Raw genomic sequence first — 17,025 nt, forward strand, 5'->3', positions numbered from 1 at the left:
AACAATGTTGGCTGTAAACATGAATTTTCTCAACTTATAAACAGTTTTTTCTCTATCAGCAACTCAGCAAACAGACTAATTTATGAATGTAATTTTCTTTTCATAAACAGAAGTACATCAACTGATTAGAGTATAAATTATAGTCTTAAAGTTTAACAAATCGCACGGTGCTCATATTTCCGTTAGTATGCAAACGACACAAGTACATTCCTTTTTGCAAAACAGCAGGATTCAATAGCAGCACATGTTGTGGTTGGTGAGGCGGCAACTCCTGTTTATAAATTAATTTACCTTTTACGTCATAAATATGCACAACTGCCTCCTTTTGCTGTAGATGTACTGGCAAGAAAAGTTTTATATTCTCACTCGTTACAGGATTGGTAACATGAAAATCTTGCTGGGGTCTGGGAGGCAACACAGAGGTAAGTGTTTTGTTAGCTTTCGGAATGCCATAACCTATGGTATTATCAGGAGCTGTAGCATTGCTACCTATGCTTCTGATCAGCCTAATTAGCTCCATGTTTGTTTTGCCAGCATTTGCCTGCCACAAAATAGTTGCCATACCTGCCATAATAGGCGAAGAAAATGACGTTCCGATACTTTTCACCAAAGCACCATTACTATTGAGCACATAAGCATTCCACCCTAAAGCCACCACGTCAGGTTTTATCTGACCGTCAGCCGTTGGTCCGAAAGAACTGAATGGTGCACGTCTGCCAAGAGAATCGACAGCACCAACTGCAAGCACAGAGTCAGCATCGGCAGGAGCGGCAATATACCGCCAACTGCTAGCCCCATCATTACCCGCGCTTACCACCACTAACATACCTGTCGCCGCAGCAAAATCAGCTGCCTTAGACACAATAGTGGTGTTCCCATCCATTTGGCTGTATGTATAATCTATTGATGGCTCATCGAATAAGTTATAACCTAAAGAAGAATTTATTACATCAGCACCTGCACTGTCGGCATATTCTGCGGCTAAAAGCCAGTTTACTTCTTCTATGTGGTGCTCAGAGGCGGCATTTTCAGTTCTGAGCAAATAGTAATTAGCTTCATAAGCTGTACCAATCATTCTGCCTGGCTCGTAGGCAGCCATAGTAGATAACACTGCTGTTCCGTGTGAACTAGCATGGAAGACATTCTCCTGTTTCGCCACAAAATCAAACGTCCCCAGTAGATTTTGATTCTGAAACAGATGGGAAAAGGCAGAAATAGTATTTACAGAAGGAAAGCCAGCATCAAGTACAGCAATAGACAAGCCTTCGCCTCTGAAACCTGCTTCATGCAGTTGAATGACTCCAAGCATATCTGCCTGATGAAAGGCTAATCCATAATCAGCCGTATCGAGCAATATGGAAGAAGAAACAGCAGGAACATTTTCTAACGCTTTTACCTGTTGCCGTATTTGCTCTGAGAAAGCTGTTCTGTTTAAAGTTTGGGAAGAGCGAACGTAAGGCAGGGCTAGTAACTCCTCCAGTTTATCGGGAGTACATTCCACGACAGCAGCATTAAACCAACGGGAAGTATACCACAGCTTTACACCCTCCTGCTCTTTAAGACCTGCCACATAAGCAGGATTAACAGGTAAATCTTTTAACGTGATAGGAATGTGCTGCCTCTCACGCCTGGCTATGGCTTTTGTAGAAAGATAAACCTGGGGCTGAGTTATTTGATAAGGTGAGTTTGCTTTATCTGTAAAATATATCAGGTGTTTGCGCTCTTCTAATCCTGTGCTTTGAGCATAAGCAGCCGTAACACTAAAAACTAAAAAGATATAGAAGAGCCAATTCCTCATGAATCTACAATTTGCCGTAAGAAGCTAATTCTTCCGTTCTTTCATGCCCGTTAAGTTTGTAACCTTCCCCATACACACAGTCTTCTGGGGTACAAGAAGCATAAACCACACGATTGAAAAGTCTATACACTTTTCCTACACCCTTTGCATATACTTCCTTTCGCTCATCCTTAAACACTACGTTATCGGCAGGGTTACCCTGTACAACAGTTAGGGACTCAGGGTACGTATTTTCTCCTATTTGCAGTGGCTTACCCACATTCTGGTAACTATACGATTCCTTTCTTAAGTAAGGATCGGTTGCCAAGTCATTTACAATATTATTGTTGAATGCATCACCTAGCCATTTTTTGCCCTCTTCTACCGGGAAAACCAGCTTTATATATTTCGTATTGTTTTTGGAGAGGACTACCATATGTTCTGATTTCACAACTGTCAGAACTGAATCTTCAAGCCAAGCACCACTTTCATTTTTGCGAATGGAGCGAACAACTTTATAAGTGAGTTCGTTGGCTTGGTTGCGGAACGTATCTGTTACCACCTCCCGCATCTGGAAAATGCTGTCTACAACAGCAACGTTGTGCTGGTACTTAATATCTCTCACGTTGTAGATGTGGTAGTCGCCAACATGCAAGGGATAATATTCTAATCCCCTTGCCTTAGGATCTGGCTCCACAAAACTTTCGGTACAACCAGCTACCAAGCTAGCCACTACCACCACTAACAACAGAATTTTTCTCATTATGCTAAAACATCGAGCTGATAAGCCATATTATAGTTCGTTTCAATCCAGCCACCGCCTACTACGTCGTTTCCTTCGTAAAACACTGCTGCCTGCCCTGGCGCTATAGCATGTACGCCTTTTATGAAATGCACTTTCATTTTGTCACCATCCTGTTCTATGATAGCCTCTGTGCCAGGATCGTTATAGCGTACTTTCGTAACTGTTGGTATAGGTCTACCGTCTAAATTATCGTATTTCCCCATACTTAACTTTCCAACTGTCATGGCATTTTTAGCTAGATCTTCGAAATTGCCTAATACAACTCTGTTTTCATCTTTCTCGATGCGAGTTACATAGGCAGGAAAACCAAGTGCTACGCCCAAGCCTTTACGCTGGCCAATAGTATAGAAAGGATATCCTTCGTGCTTACCAACCACAGTACCATCCTCTAATACAAACTCTCCTCCTGCCACTTGCTCTTCCAGGCCATTCACTCTGCGCTTAAGAAAGCCTCTGTAGTCATTGTCAGGAATAAAGCAGATTTCATAAGACTCAGGCTTATTTACCAGATCTGTAAACCCACGCTCCAATGCCATTTGGCGAATCTCAGACTTATGCAGGTTACCCAGCGGGAAAATAGTGCGGCTCAGGCTCTTTTGCGATATTCCCCACAAAGCATAAGACTGATCCTTGTTTTCGTCCAGACCTTTAGATATGATATACCGTCCATTCTCTTCGCGTACATTAGCATAATGGCCTGTAGCAATAAAATCACAACCTAATTGATCGGCACGGCGCAATAAAGCATCCCACTTAATGTGCGTGTTACACAACACGCAAGGGTTTGGAGTGCGGCCTGCTAAATATTCATCTGTGAAATGATTTATAACAAAGTCACCAAACTCTTCCCTGATATCGATAATATAGTGCGGGAATCCAAGACTAACGGCAATATTACGGGCATCGTTGATGGAGTCTAGACTGCAGCATCCTGTTTCTTTCTTACTCGCACCGCTGGAGGCATAGTCCCATGTTTTCATAGTCATGCCTACTACTTCGTATCCTTGCTCATGCAGCATTACGGCAGCCACAGAGCTGTCGATACCGCCACTCATAGCTACTAATACTCTTCCTTTTGTACTCATTTATGTATAAAATTCAGATTCTGACTTAAAATTTTCACAAATATAGTAACAACAGAGCAGTAATAAAGATTCAGAGTAGCAAAATAGCACGTACAAAGACATTAGATACGGCTCTGTTGACGTTTTAACGTTGTAAAAAAGTGTGCAAAATTTGGCATAGAAAAGAAATGGAGTTTACTTTGGATTATATAATAACACACAAGCTTCTATAAAATTATAAACCAATATGAGTCTACGAACTTCAGTTATAGTAAATAGAGTGAACAATTTGAGCGATGCACGCTATTGTGCAGGTATGGGCGCTGATATTTTAGGTTTCAACCTGATGTTGGATGATCCTGAGCGTGTTTCTGCTGAGACATTGAAAGAAATCAGTGGCTGGGTAGCAGGTGTTAAACTTGCTGGAGAATTTATAAAGGCAAAGCCTGAGGTTATAAACGACCTGGCTGATGAGTTTAACTTGGACTACATTCAGTTAAACGTACCTTACCTGATTGACGAGGTAGAAGAAATAAATAGACCAGTGATCTTGAAAGTATATGTAGACAAAGACACTGTGGAAAGTGAGTTGCTGGAAGTAATGGAGCTCTACAGCCCTTATGTAGAATATTTCATTATCGACTCCAACGACTTCACAACAATAGACGACACTAACATCAAATTTCTGAAAGGCATAGCCAAGCAATTTGATGTATACATTGGCTTTGGCTTAAGCAAAGAAAATGCGTTGGAAGTAATAGAAAAAATCAAACCTGTCGGAATCGGTTTGCAAGGAGGAAACGAAATCAAACCAGGCTTGAAAGACTTTGATGAGCTACAGGAAATTTTCGAAGAGATAGAAGAAGCTTAAGGCTGCTATTAGTAGAGGTTCTACAAAATGTTACAAACCTGTAATCACAAGATGTTATAACAGATTATTTAAAGTTTAACTATAATGATGTACTGCCAAGCCAAATACCTCTTTGTACTAAGTTTCATGTTTATCTCTACGCTTACAAAAGTGCATTCCCAACAAAACCAACAGGTAATACCCCTATATAAAACTATTCCAAACGAAGTGCCAGGTTTGGATGAGGAAAATTCTCAAGTAGTGCCTGAGGGTTGGTTGAAGATTGAGAAAGTAAGAAAGCCAACTCTTACTGTGTACCTACCGCCAAAGGAAAAAGCTAATGGCACGGCTGTTGTCATTTGCCCTGGAGGTGGCTATGCCATTTTAGCTGCCTCACATGAAGGTTCTGATATTGCAAAGAAGTTTAATGAACAAGGTGTAGCTGCCTTTGTACTGAAGTACCGTTTACCAAGTGCTAAAACCTCATCTAACCCAGAAATAGCGCCTCTGCAAGATGCGCAACAGGCACTGCTTTTGGTAAGGGAGAACGCTAAAAAATGGAACATAGATCCTTCTCGTGTTGGAATTATGGGCTTTTCCGCTGGGGGGCATCTAGCCTCTACGGCAGGCACTCACTTTCAGAAAAGCTATATCGACAACCCAAAAAGTACCAGCGTAAGGCCAGATTTCATGCTGCTCATTTATCCTGTCATCAGCAGAAAAGAGGAGATTACACATCAAGGTTCATTTAATAATCTTTTAGGAGATAAGGCTTCTACTGCTAAAATAGAAGAATACTCAAACGAACTGCAGGTAACTTCTCAGACTCCGCCTACATTTCTGGTGCATGCTTCCGACGACGATGTGGTACATGCAAATAACAGTGTGCTGTTTTACCAGTCCTTGCTAAAAAATAATGTTCCTGCAGAATTGCACCTATACCAGGCTGGTGGTCACGGCTTCGGTTTGAAAAACCCTACCACCAAGGACCTGTGGTTTGACCGCTGCCTTAACTGGTTTGATACAAACAAATTATTAAACAAACGTTAAAGCTTTACATATAGCATAAAGAGGGCCTGGTAATCTTTTACCAGGCCCTCTTTATTTAAACTACAAAAATAAAGTTCAGTTCTTTAAGGCTGAAACTGTAGATACTTGATAGGAACACCTTCAGCCATATAGCGCTTCTCGTAGGTGGTATATATACCCATTGTGTGTTCCTGCAGATTTGAATTGTATAGGTCTGAAGTTTGCAACAGATTCTTTATACCTCGCTCCTGCAGCACCTCCAAGGTGTATTCATAAAGCTCCAGGTTATCAGTTTTCAAATGCACAATACCACCTGGTTTTAAAATTTGCTTGTACAGGTCCAGGAACCGTGGCGAAGTCAGGCGTCTCTTAATATCACGATCGCGTGGACGAGGGTCTGGAAAGGTAACCCAAATTTCATCTACTTCTCCATCGGCAAAATGATCTTTGATCTGCTCTACGTATACTCTCAGGAACGCCACATTGTATAACTCCTCCTCCAACGCCAGTGTACTTCCTTTCCAGAGACGAGCTCCTTTTATATCTACCCCGATAAAATTTTTATCAGGGAACAGCTTGGCCATACCTACGGTATATTCGCCACGGCCACAACCTATTTCCAATACTAAAGGTTTTTGGTTTTCGAAATGAACTTCTCGCCACTGTCCTACCAGTTGGCCAAAGTTTTCGTCACCCTCCTGTAATACATTTTCTCTTTCTGCTATTGCCTCAAATTTCTTGAGTTTTGATCTCGACATGTTAAAGTTCTTCTATTTCTGCTACCACAAAGGTACTACCTCCAATAAAAATTACCTCATCTACAGCAGCAAACTCCTTCGCTGCCGCTATAGCTTCTGCAACTGTAGAATAAGCACTACCCTTTATGCCGTTAGCTACTGCGTTTTGAAGTAAATCCTGCACAGGCAGGGCTCTTGGTATGTTTGCCTGGCAAAAGTAGTAGCTATAATTTTTTGGGAGGAGTTGCAAAATGGTAGTTACATCCTTATCATTAACAGCACCAAAAACAAAATGCACCTTCTTGGGCTCCAAACTCTGTAGCTGAAGTAAAATCTGCTTTATTCCATCTACATTATGACCTGTATCGCATATGGTTAAAGGTTTATGGTTTAGCACCTGCCACCTTCCTTTTAGTCCAGTCAGTTTTCCAGCGTTAGCCAGTCCATCTCTTATTGCCTCATCCGAAATTTGAAAGCCTCTCTCCTGTAAAAGAAACAGCGACTGAAGCACCCCAGGCAAGTTATACTGCTGATACCGTCCAGGTAAATCAATAGCTAAACCTTCGAAGCATAAACTATTGTCTTTATAGACGTTAAACGCTTGACTTTGCAGTGAAACTTCAGATACCTTAACTTGAATAAGTTCGGAAGCAAAATGCAGAGGGGCTCCTACTGAGGCAGCCTTGTCTGCAAACACTTCTGCTATTTCAGGTTGTTTCGCACTTACTACGGCAGGTACACCTGCTTTGATAATACCTGCCTTCTCTCCTGCTATAGCTTGTAAGGTATCACCCAGTAAAGCCTGGTGATCATAACCGATGTTCGTAATAAGTGAGACCTCTGGCTGGATGATATTAGTAGAATCTAGCCTGCCGCCCAACCCTACTTCTATAACAGCCACATCCACCTTTTCGTCAGCAAAGTATTTAAAAGCCAAGGCCACCGTCATTTCGAAAAAGGAAGGCTTCACACTCTCAAATAAAGCTTTATGGTGTTCCACAAAGTTCACAACATACGCCTCTGGCACCTCTTGCCCGTTTATGCGGACACGCTCTGTAAATGATTTAAGATGCGGAGAAGTATAAAGGCCTGTTTTATAGCCTGCCTGCTGCAAAACAGCCGCCAGCATGTGTGAGCTGCTGCCCTTGCCATTGGTGCCTGCCACATGCACAGTTTTAAAAGTATGCTGTGGCTGCCCAAGGGCATCGCATAAGGTTATAGTATTGTCTAGGCTCTTCTTAAAAGCAGCATTGCCGATGCGGTGAAACATCGGCAATTGCTGGTATAAGTAATCAAGACACTCTTGGTAGGTCATTGAAAAAATTAGCGGGATGTAATTCTGAATGTAACAGTACCTGAAGCCCCTGCAGAATTGGCAGAACTGCCACCTGTACGGCTAAAAGTAGTTTTTTGAAGCTGGTCTTTGTACCACTTTTCTACGTTTGGAGAAACAGTGCTTTCTATTGTAGTTACGTTTACAAGGTTACCATCTCCATCAATCTTGATCCTGAACCTTACAATGCCAGTTTCATTTTCATATGGGTCTTTGCGTGGTTCGATGTCATAACGCCAGCCAGCCATATCCAATGAGCCGCCACCACCGCCACCTGGTTTGCCATAAAGCGCTTTCGCATCAAGCTTTCCTTCTGGAGAGCCTTTGTCGCCTACGGCATTGGCATCGTCTCCATTGTTATTACCAGTTGCTTCGTTAGAGGTGCCGCTTTTACCTGTACCTGTACTTGTGGTAGGTTTCCCTGGGTACAAAGACTTTGGCTTCTCAGGCTCTTTTTTAACAACTTCCTCCTTTGGTTGTGGCTTTGGAGTAGGTTTTACTTCCTCTTTTACAGCAACAGGCGCATTTGCCGTTGTAGTAGCCACTTTAGGTGTTTCCACAGGAGTTGGGGGCGTTGGCTGCACTACAGGTTCTGGCTCTGGAAGCGGATCGGGTTGTGTAGGCGCAGGCTTACTATCCATTACGTTCTTAGATTCGTTTGGGGTTGCCTCCGACTGCACGTCTCCGCTACCAACAGCTGAGGTACCATAGTTTAATTCTATACCAATCTCAGGAGCTGGTGGATCTGGAGCGCGCCAGGCCAGCATATACAGCAGAAACAGCAAAATAAGCACATGCAGGGCCACACTTAAGCCAGCAGCAATTCGTTTATTTTTCTGTTCCTCCTCTAATGTGTAAGTTGCCATAGTTTGTTTTTATTATTCTGTTGGCACAGTGGCCAGTGAAACTTTAGCTTTAAGGTCAGCGGCAATGCCAGCTACCTTAGCGAAGTGCTCCACTGGAACGCTTTTGTCAACATGTAACACCACCACGCCTTCTTCTGTTCCTTGCAAAAGTGCTGCCAATTGTGGTTGAATATCCCCTACAGCAATCTCCTTATCATTCAAGTAATACTTTAAGTCAGGGGTAATCGTAATGCTTATCTTCTGCATTACAATGTTCGAGGTTTGGCTGGAAGGCAAGCTTACAGGTAGTCCCGAAGGTGTAACGAAGTTAGAAGTAAGCATAAAGAATATGAGCAACAGAAATATAATGTCCGTCATAGACGACATGCTGAACTCGGCATTGATTCTGTTTTTAGATCGAAGATTCATTAAACCTGAGGCTCTTGTAGTAAGTCGATGAATTCAATAGAAGAATACTCCATGTTATGTACGATGTTATCGATTTTAGAAACCAGATAATTGTACCCAACATAAACAGGCAAACCGATGATCAAACCTGTAGCTGTTGTTACCATGGCTTCATATATACCGCTAGAAAGCAACTTAGGGCTGACAGAACCCTCTGCCTGCGCAATAGCGATAAAGGCTCCGATCATACCAGTTACTGTACCCAAGAAACCTAGCATTGGAGCGGCACCAGCAATAGTAGCCAGAGCAGAAAGATTCTTCTCTAAACGGCTGATCTCTATTTTACCAGTGTTCTCTATAGAAGTCTCTATGTTTTTAAGCGGGTTACCGATGCGTGAAATACCTTTTTCCAACATGCGTGAAACTGGCGTGTTTGTTTGGGCACAAAGCATTTTAGCACCGTTTATATCGCCAGCCAAAACAAGACTCTTTATGCGATCGTTGAAGCCGTCTGGGTTTTTTGCTGCTTTCTTAAGCGTAAGGTAACGCTCAAAAAAGATGTACACAGCAGCTAGAGAAAGAAGCGCAAGGGGAATCATAGCCCAACCACCAGCAAGAGCTAAATCAATCAGATGAACAGAAGTGTCAGCTGCTTCTGCATTCTCAGCAAGAGCTGCCGTAGAGTCGGCAGGAGCTGTAATAATTTGTAAAAAGAGTGATGTCATGTTAATAATTAAGTACCCAAATTGTTTCTCCGAAAGTTTTCATGTAAGATTCCAATTTACCAACGGCTTCTGCTGATGTAGCAAAATCTGCTACGGCCACACGGTAAAGTTTTTTACCAGGATACGGCGTTAAAACTAACGCTTTATGTCCTTTCTTAAGCACTGCATCGCGGCTTATCTCTGCCATTTTTTGTGTAGAGTAGCTACCTGCAATAATATAGTAACGGTTAGTTTTGTTTTTGATTATGAGCGGCTCAGCTTTTGTTTTTTCAACAGTTGCTGGCACCACTTTATTTTCAATAACATCCTCTTCTACAGCAACTTCAGCTACATTACCTTCATCAACGCTTTCAGCTATTGTATCAGTTTCTGCATCAGCATAGGTAAATGTATCATTCAACGGACCCAGCCACTCTGGCTCTTGCTTTTCCTTAGAAAGCTGCAAGCCTACTGTCAAAGCTTTCATCGCCATAAAACGATCTGCTTCAGAAGTAACATAGTTCGATGCATTGCTAGATCGCTGTTGCAAATTACCATGCATCAAACTGAAAGGATTAAGGCTGCTAAGGTTGTGGTCAGATTGTAAGTTTAAAAAATAAAGGCCTGACACCGTTAAACCACCTATCATAAGCCCGGCAGCTACTGTATACATGCGCTTCAAGCGCTTACGTAACGGCTGCTTTTCGGCAACAGGTACCTGGCGCTCCTTCAGCAAAGTACGCAACACTGCAGGCTCTTCCAGCCTCACAGGCCTAAGCGCAATTTCTGGCAGGCCAAAGCTTGCCTCTAGCAGGTTATCGCCCTCTACATATTCAAACTCCAGCCTGCGCTCCTGGTTATACCTGAAAACGCCGATATCCGTCAGTTCAAATCTGTGTTCGGCCTCTAATTTAGCTTTTACCTGTTGTACAAAAGCAGCTACCTCCTGCTGTGCTTCATCCTTACTTATTCCTTTATGATGCGCGATTGTACTAATCAACAAGCCATCATTCAGAACAAGCTTTTCGTTGAAAGCAATCTTTTTAGAAGGAGGTAAAATTATCTGTTTTACCGGATGTACCCTTGCTGACACATACCGTGCGATCAACCCACCAAAGTTGGGAATGATGACACAGTCATGGTCATAGAGTAAAGTCTTTATGTGCTTCTCAACCATAGGCTCTTAAAATGAATAAGTTACACCACCAATAAGGTTAATTCCTTTGTTTGGGTAGTTTATAAAACGTTCATACCTCTGCCCAAACAAGTTATTTGCCATCACAAAGAATGTGAATTTATTCGTAAATCTATAATCTGCCTTCAGGTTTAAATCTACAATAGTGTCAGTTTCTCTTAACGTAGATGCTTCCTGAGCAGAATTTACACGAGCGTATGAACTGCCAATATAATAAAGTTCTGAGTTAAAGAGAATCTTATCGTAGAAGTTATAGGTAGCAAAAGCAGTTGCCATCAGTTCTGGACGGTGGTAAGGCTGCTCCAAAGATGCAGTATTGTACTTGTTATAATCTGCTTTAAAACCCAGGCGTAGTTCATCTGAATGATTGAAAACGGCTTCGGCATATACGTTCATCACATTTGTTACACCATCGTCATAAACCAATTCAAATTTTGTCGGGTCCTGCTCAGATGGGTTGTAAAAGTAAAGATTACGGTAGTTCTGATATGCCACTCTACCAGTAAGATTTACATAATTAGCGATGTTGGCAGTAAATCCTGCATAAACTTCCAATCCTTTGTTGGCATCAGCAACTTGCACATTAGGAGCTAGGAATGGGTTCTCCTCTGTTAGCCCATATAAAGTTACTCTTTGCAAATCGCCACCTAAACCGGCATAAATCAACAGGTTATTCTTAATAGGCTCCAGGTCTAATCTAACCATTGGATAGATATTGAGCTTGCGAGCATTGTTGATGGTGTCACCCGTATATGCCACATTAGCTCCAATAGCCAAACGAACAGCATTCAGTTGGCGTTCATACGTCGGGTTCAGTTTAAAAAACGGACGACTAACGGATGCAGAGTCTTTCTGCGACACATAAGAGAAATCTACGCCTACCTTGAAGTCAGAAACATCATCTATGTTATAATCTCCTCTTACTCCGAGTGCTACATTCGTTTCGCTTAAGTTATACTTATCGTTTAAGTAGTTTACCTTCAGGCCAGCATTATAAAGGAATGGTGACTTTGAGTCTTGGTTATGCAAGAAGCCTTCGGCGTTTACCTTATTATAGATTTGCTCAATGGATTCTTTGTCAACAGGTACTTCTATATCTGTGAAGCCTTGGTAACCATAGTAGTGAACTTTATCTCGGTTATAGCCAAGTCTTCCTCCAATGGTAAGTCCTTTGAGATACTGCTCGCCGTGCAGGCTTATGGCACTATTTGCCACAGCAGAATTACCTTTGTCTACAGGGCCTCTGGCAGAAGAAATATGCCCAACCTCCGCACCATACGAAGCTTTGTCGCTGCGTTTGTTATGGAAGTATCCTTTAAGATAAACGGTACCATAGTTGCCAATGCCTCCCTTTAGGTAGTTGCCGTACAGTTTCTCTAACTCCTCCTGCTTAATGGTCAGCACCTTCATCTGCAGTTCTATATCCTGCGATGGCAAACGATAATCGCTATAACGGTAGCGAACAGTTCTGTCAGCTGGTTCCGGGGCGTTGATGCGGATCATCTCGAAGTTACGAGCAGCCTGTGGTAATTCAATCGTACGATTCTTCTCCACCACAACCTCTGCGTCTTCTAGCTTTGCTCCCTCGCCCCAACCTGTATTACCCTGCGCCTGCGCATTGTTCAACATACTATAGCCTACACTCAGTACAATGGCTAATGAAGCTAACTTTATATTCTTTTTCATGCTAATGTCTTGTCCCTTTTAAGCCAAACTACTTGATGCCTTGCCCAGTTTTGTTTTTAGATGAATCGCGAGGAGCTGCAACTGCATTTTTGTTACCATTCATCTTCGCTAACTTCTGCTTCGCTTCTTCTACAATTTCTGGCACTGGAGATCCTTCAATAATAGAATTGAGTGTTGCCTCTGCCTGGAACTGTTCATTCTGGGCAGCATAGTTATCAGCAATAATAAGGAAGGTCTTCCCTAACCAGTAATCGTAGTTCGCATACTTGTTGGTATACTCGAAGGCTACATCCGTAGACTCTTTGTATTTCTTTTGCTTATAAAGTATCTCAGCAATCAGGTATTGGGCCTCCGCACCATTTATATCAGTTGCAGATTTAACCGTCTCGCGCAGCTCTGTTAAAGCCTGATCCAGATTGCCTTGTGCGTATGTAGATTTTGCTCTGAACAGTAATGCCGTGTTATAAGCATTCAGCGCAGCGTTTCCTTGGCTAATCAGCTCATTTGCTACACGCTTTGTTGCTGCATAATCTTTTGTCTGATAGTAGCTTTGCATTAGTCCAGTTAAAGCAGTTTGTTGCTCTTTTCTGTTCGTTGCCAAGTCACGCAGACGGTTGTAGTACTTGATAGCCTCATTGTAATTCTTCGCCTCAAACTCCATGTCAGCCACTTTCTGAATCGCTCTGTTAACGTATTCAGATTTATTCTCGGCAACAACCTCTCTCATGCGCTGTAAGCCAGCCTGCAGGTTATTTTGGCGCAGATAAGAATCGGCCAGGAAATAGCGGGCATTGCTTGCAAAGGTGCTCTTAGGGTAAGCTGTCAGGTAAGACTCGAATTTAGTGACAGCTTGGGCATACTTTTCGCTGAAGTAAAGTGTCTTAGCTGCCTCAAACTCAATACTTTCTAAGGCATCACTTTCTGGGTTAGAAGATTTATACTTCGCCAGGTAAACATCAAACTCCTCGCTGCGGTCTTGTGTAGCCAGCGCCTCCTGTAAGCTATACAACGCGCCGCTTGCTACCTTAGCAGCGGGGAATTCATCCAGCACACGCTTATAATCCTGTATGGCCTCATTGTACCTTCTCATGTTAGCATAGGCAACTCCGCGCTTATGCAAAGCGTTTGCTATGAGTTTAGTTTCAAGTTGGCTGTTAATCAGTGAGGTGAAACCTGTAATAGCAGGCGCATAGTTACCTGCCTCAAAATCTATTAAGGCTCGCTGGTACATGGCATCATCCAGGTAGCGGGAATTTGGGTACTTTGCTATAATCTCCTGCAAGGCCGCAGTTGCTCTATCATTTCTACCCATTAGGCTGGACACAACTCCTTTTTGAAATAGAGCATAATCTTTTTCTGCTGAACTGGAAGATATTACCCGCTCATACAACCCCAGCGCCTCGTTATAGTTCTTCGTTACATAATAGGTGTCTGCCAAACGAAGCGTTGCATCGTTATAGTTCGGGTTGCTTGGCTGAATTGCATCCAGGTAAGCCTTAAAATGCGTTAGCGCTTTATCGTATTGCTTGGTGTTATAGTAGGCATAACCAATACCATAGCGCGACTTAACGTAGTAATCGTTGGATGTGCTAGGGCTTGTACGGAAAACGGCTGCATAGCTATTAATAGCATCGTCGAAGCGCTGACCGATTGAGAAAGCCTCTCCCTTTACGTAATGGCTCGCAACAGTTACTTCTTTGTCGTAAGGGTACTGCAGCGACTTTTCTATTGTCTGTACGGCCAGAGGGAATTTGGCATCATTAAATTGATTAACCCCATGGTAATAAGTTACTCGCTGATAAGTTTGTAAGATGCGCCAGCTCTTGTTTTTCAAGCCTTCGATATGCTTGATGGCTTCGGCGTAGTTGTTTGAGTTAAAGTAAGATTCACTTAAAATGCGGTCAGCCTCTTCTCCTTGTTCAGATTCAGGGAAGTCCTGGTTGAAGCTTGCCAGCGAATTTATAACTTCTCTAAAGTTACCCAGTTCAAAATTGATTTGTGCATACTTTAGGGTGGCAGCCTCTGTTATATCCTTATCCAAGTTGCTCTTACGCGCCTGATCAAAAGCAGTCAAAGCAAATTGCTTGTTATCGTCGCGCAGGTAGCTTAGGCCAAGATAATAAGCCGCATTCTGCCCCAGTGTATCTTTTTTAAGCGCTACCTGCTTAAAGTTGGCAATAGCGTTTTTGTAGTTGTCGTTCTTGTAGTCGGTAAAAGCAATTTTATACTGCACCACAGGATCAAACGTGCGTTTGCCCTGAGCATATTGTGTAAAATACTTTTCAGCTGTTTTATAGTCAGCTTTTTGGTAGTAGGCATCACCAACCAGTAAGGCAATCTCATCAGCCTGCTGCACTTTTGGCGTTTTGGCTAGCGAAGCCTCTCCGTAGCGAATTACCTCATAAATATCGTTCTCCTTATAAAGAATCTCTGTGATCATATAAGGAACAATGCTCGCATAAGCTTCGTTTTTCTCCGCTATTTTCAAGTCTGTTTTAGCAGCAGCATAATCTCCGTTACGATACGCTATGTAGCCCGCGTAATAGTTAGAGGCATAAGCATAACGATGATCATCTTCTCTGAAACCAGTGGTTTTGTTTTTATCGAAATAGGTTTTCGCTTTGTCAAAATCTTTGGTGGCAAAGTAAGAGTAGCCGAGTTTAAACTCCAGTTCCTTGTTTTGCTTTATGCTCAGCAAATGTATCGGCGCCTGATCTAAATACTCAATAGCCTTCTTGTAATCCTTTTGATTGAAGTAGTAAAGCCCCAGTTCATATTTTGCCTGAGCTGTTTTAGGATGCGCAGGGTAATCCTTTACAAAGTTCAGGATAAGTTGCTCCGCATCAGGGTGAAGCAGGTTCAAACCACTAAGCGCATAGTAGTACTGTGCATCAGCTGTTTTAGAGGCTTCTCCGATAAGGGCAATATACTTTCTGAAGGCTTCTTGTGCCGGACCATACTTGGCACGGTCGAAGAGTTCTATTCCTTCATGAAAATATTTTTCATTAGAAGTGAAAACCTGCGTGTGCTGTGCCGCCACTACATGCGAACCGCCAGCCAAAACTGACGCAAGTGCTACTTTGTAGGCTATTTTCATATTAAACATTAATGCCTTAGCAGGCTAAAATTGACTGTTTTACAGTTGGGAGGTACAAGTTAACGAATTGGCTGATTTTTGCTGCAAAGCCTCCCTCACCATTTTCAAAGTTAATAAAATTTAAGTAGCTGCCGAGGCTTCTGCTACAATAAACTCACCAAGCAAAGAATATGCTACAATATCTATACAATGAAGAAAAAGCTAAATTTATTTTGTGGTACCTGAACTATTTTGCAACTCAGGATGCCATCGCCTTCGGTACTGGGTGCAATATTTTGAAGACAAGTTCTCTTAAAATATCAGCTTCTGTCATGTCGCCTCCTGTTACACCTTTTACCTGTAGGTCGGCGACCTTAATAAAATGTATAATATCGACACAGCGCTGAATCGGAAACACCCGCAGGGCCTGCATATATTCCTTTGCTAGAAAAGCTCTGTTGCCCAAACTCTTTCGCAGGCCTGCCTCCGACTTATCTGCAGATTGGTGCAGGCAAAGCAGCTTCGTAAAAAAAGAGAAAAGCAGAGACAGATTAGGAATTAGTGGGTTGTTTTTAGGATTTGCCTCAAAGTAATGGATGATGCGGTTTGCCTTCAGAGCGTCTCTGGCAATAAGAGCCGACTGCAATTCAAAAATATTATACTCCTTGCTGATGCCCACATTCTCCTGCACCACCCTCTCATCTATTGCCTGACCTGGCTTCAGGTTGATCAGCAGTTTTTCTATCTCATTGGCTAACCTGGAAAGATCGGCGCCGATAAACTCGCTAAGCATGAGCACCGCCTGCTGTGAGGCCTGTACCTTCTTTGTCTTCAGGAAACTGGTAACCCAAGCGGGCACCTGATTGTCGTACAGCTTTTTTGTGGTGAGTAACACTGCGTGTTTCTGCACAACCTTTGCCAACGATTTTCTCCCGTCCAGGGACTTATGCTTGTGGCAAAAAACAAGAATAGTAGAAGGCAATGGATTTTGAAGATACGCTTCCAGCTGCTTCATGCCATCTTCTTTATCTATGTCCTGTATGCTCTGTGCTTCCTTCACAATCACCACCTGCCGATCAGACATCATGGGGAATCGCTTAGCCTGCAGCAAAATAGTGGACACATCTACGTCTTTACCATAGATTACTACTTGGTTAAATCCCTTCTCATGCTCCTGCAGCGCATGTTTCTCGATGTAATCTGCTATCAGATCAATGTAATAAGACTCTTCGCCTTGTAGAAAGTATACAGGAGCAAAATGCCTTTTTTCCAGCTGCTCTAAAATCCCCTCGGGTGTGTGTGCCATTGCGGTTGGGTATTGTAACGGATAAATTTGGATAGGCTTTTACACTCTCTGGCAGAAGTGTGGCTGATAAATACGTGTGCCTCCCTCCTACAAATTTAAGCTATCGCTGGCAAAGTCAAAGTATAAACAGACGAGAAACCGAGGGTGCATCTGATTATTTTTCGAGAAAATGAACACAAAAATGGAAGTCTAACGAATGGAATAGCCAAG

The 17,025-nt window shown here is 42.6% G+C and carries 14 protein-coding genes; 2 read left to right on the forward strand and 12 right to left on the reverse strand.

The annotated features are described in order from the left end of the window. Positions 1-145: 145 nt before the first annotated feature. From LN893_RS11095 to mnmA, 3 genes are read right to left on the reverse strand one after another with little or no spacing between them, the layout of a single operon-like run. The gene (locus LN893_RS11095) at positions 146-1,798 is read right to left on the reverse strand and encodes a S8 family serine peptidase (RefSeq protein WP_229969919.1); all 1,653 of its coding nucleotides are present in this window, start codon (positions 1,796-1,798) and stop codon (positions 146-148) included. A gap of 4 nt (positions 1,799-1,802) precedes the next feature. Then, entirely contained in the window at positions 1,803-2,540 is a 738-nt protein-coding gene (locus tag LN893_RS11100; RefSeq protein ID WP_229969921.1) for a hypothetical protein, read from the reverse strand. Further along, a complete protein-coding gene (gene mnmA / locus LN893_RS11105; RefSeq protein ID WP_229969922.1) occupies positions 2,540-3,667 on the reverse strand; it encodes a tRNA 2-thiouridine(34) synthase MnmA in 1,128 nt (375 codons plus the stop codon). Before mnmA ends, LN893_RS11100 begins: the two co-directional genes overlap by 1 nt. A gap of 226 nt (positions 3,668-3,893) precedes the next feature. Here mnmA and trpF point away from each other — a divergent pair, with 226 nt between their 5' ends. Next, on the forward strand, positions 3,894-4,517 hold the full coding sequence (gene trpF / locus LN893_RS11110; protein ID WP_229969924.1) for a phosphoribosylanthranilate isomerase: 624 nt from the start codon (positions 3,894-3,896) through the stop codon (positions 4,515-4,517). Positions 4,518-4,601: 84 nt separating this feature from the next. Then, a complete protein-coding gene (locus LN893_RS11115; protein WP_229969927.1) occupies positions 4,602-5,546 on the forward strand; it encodes an alpha/beta hydrolase in 945 nt (314 codons plus the stop codon). An 83-nt stretch (positions 5,547-5,629) separates the two neighbouring features. On the opposite strand, the gene trmB is transcribed toward LN893_RS11115, so the two are convergent. The 9 genes from trmB to holA form a co-directional block, all read right to left on the reverse strand. Beyond that, a complete protein-coding gene (gene trmB / locus LN893_RS11120) occupies positions 5,630-6,283 on the reverse strand; it encodes a tRNA (guanosine(46)-N7)-methyltransferase TrmB (protein WP_229969929.1) in 654 nt (217 codons plus the stop codon). 1 nt (position 6,284) lies between these two features. Continuing rightward, positions 6,285-7,577 (reverse strand): bifunctional folylpolyglutamate synthase/dihydrofolate synthase, encoded by a 1,293-nt coding sequence (locus tag LN893_RS11125; RefSeq protein ID WP_229969931.1) that lies wholly within the window; start codon positions 7,575-7,577, stop codon positions 6,285-6,287. 8 nt (positions 7,578-7,585) lie between these two features. Next, positions 7,586-8,461, reverse strand: coding sequence for a hypothetical protein (locus LN893_RS11130; RefSeq protein ID WP_229969932.1), 876 nt, complete (start codon positions 8,459-8,461; stop codon positions 7,586-7,588). Between the two features lie 12 nt (positions 8,462-8,473). Beyond that, entirely contained in the window at positions 8,474-8,869 is a 396-nt protein-coding gene (locus LN893_RS11135) for an ExbD/TolR family protein (protein WP_229969933.1), read from the reverse strand. Next, entirely contained in the window at positions 8,869-9,573 is a 705-nt protein-coding gene (locus LN893_RS11140) for a MotA/TolQ/ExbB proton channel family protein (protein ID WP_229969934.1), read from the reverse strand. The genes LN893_RS11135 and LN893_RS11140 overlap by 1 nt, the downstream gene beginning before the upstream one ends. 1 nt (position 9,574) lies before the next feature. After that, positions 9,575-10,729, reverse strand: coding sequence for an HU domain-containing protein (locus LN893_RS11145; protein WP_229969935.1), 1,155 nt, complete (start codon positions 10,727-10,729; stop codon positions 9,575-9,577). Between the two features lie 6 nt (positions 10,730-10,735). Further along, complete coding sequence (locus LN893_RS11150; protein ID WP_229969936.1) at positions 10,736-12,433, reverse strand: TonB-dependent receptor; 1,698 nt, start codon at positions 12,431-12,433, stop codon at positions 10,736-10,738. A gap of 28 nt (positions 12,434-12,461) precedes the next feature. After that, positions 12,462-15,530: a tetratricopeptide repeat protein gene (locus LN893_RS11155; protein ID WP_229969938.1), complete on the reverse strand. Its 3,069-nt coding sequence runs from the start codon at positions 15,528-15,530 to the stop codon at positions 12,462-12,464. Between the two features lie 238 nt (positions 15,531-15,768). Continuing rightward, positions 15,769-16,815, reverse strand: coding sequence for a DNA polymerase III subunit delta (gene holA / locus LN893_RS11160; RefSeq protein ID WP_229969940.1), 1,047 nt, complete (start codon positions 16,813-16,815; stop codon positions 15,769-15,771). Positions 16,816-17,025: the final 210 nt, after the last annotated feature.

The sequence above is a fragment of the Pontibacter harenae genome (assembly GCF_020907245.1).
Classification (GTDB): Bacteria; Bacteroidota; Bacteroidia; order Cytophagales; family Hymenobacteraceae; genus Pontibacter; species Pontibacter harenae.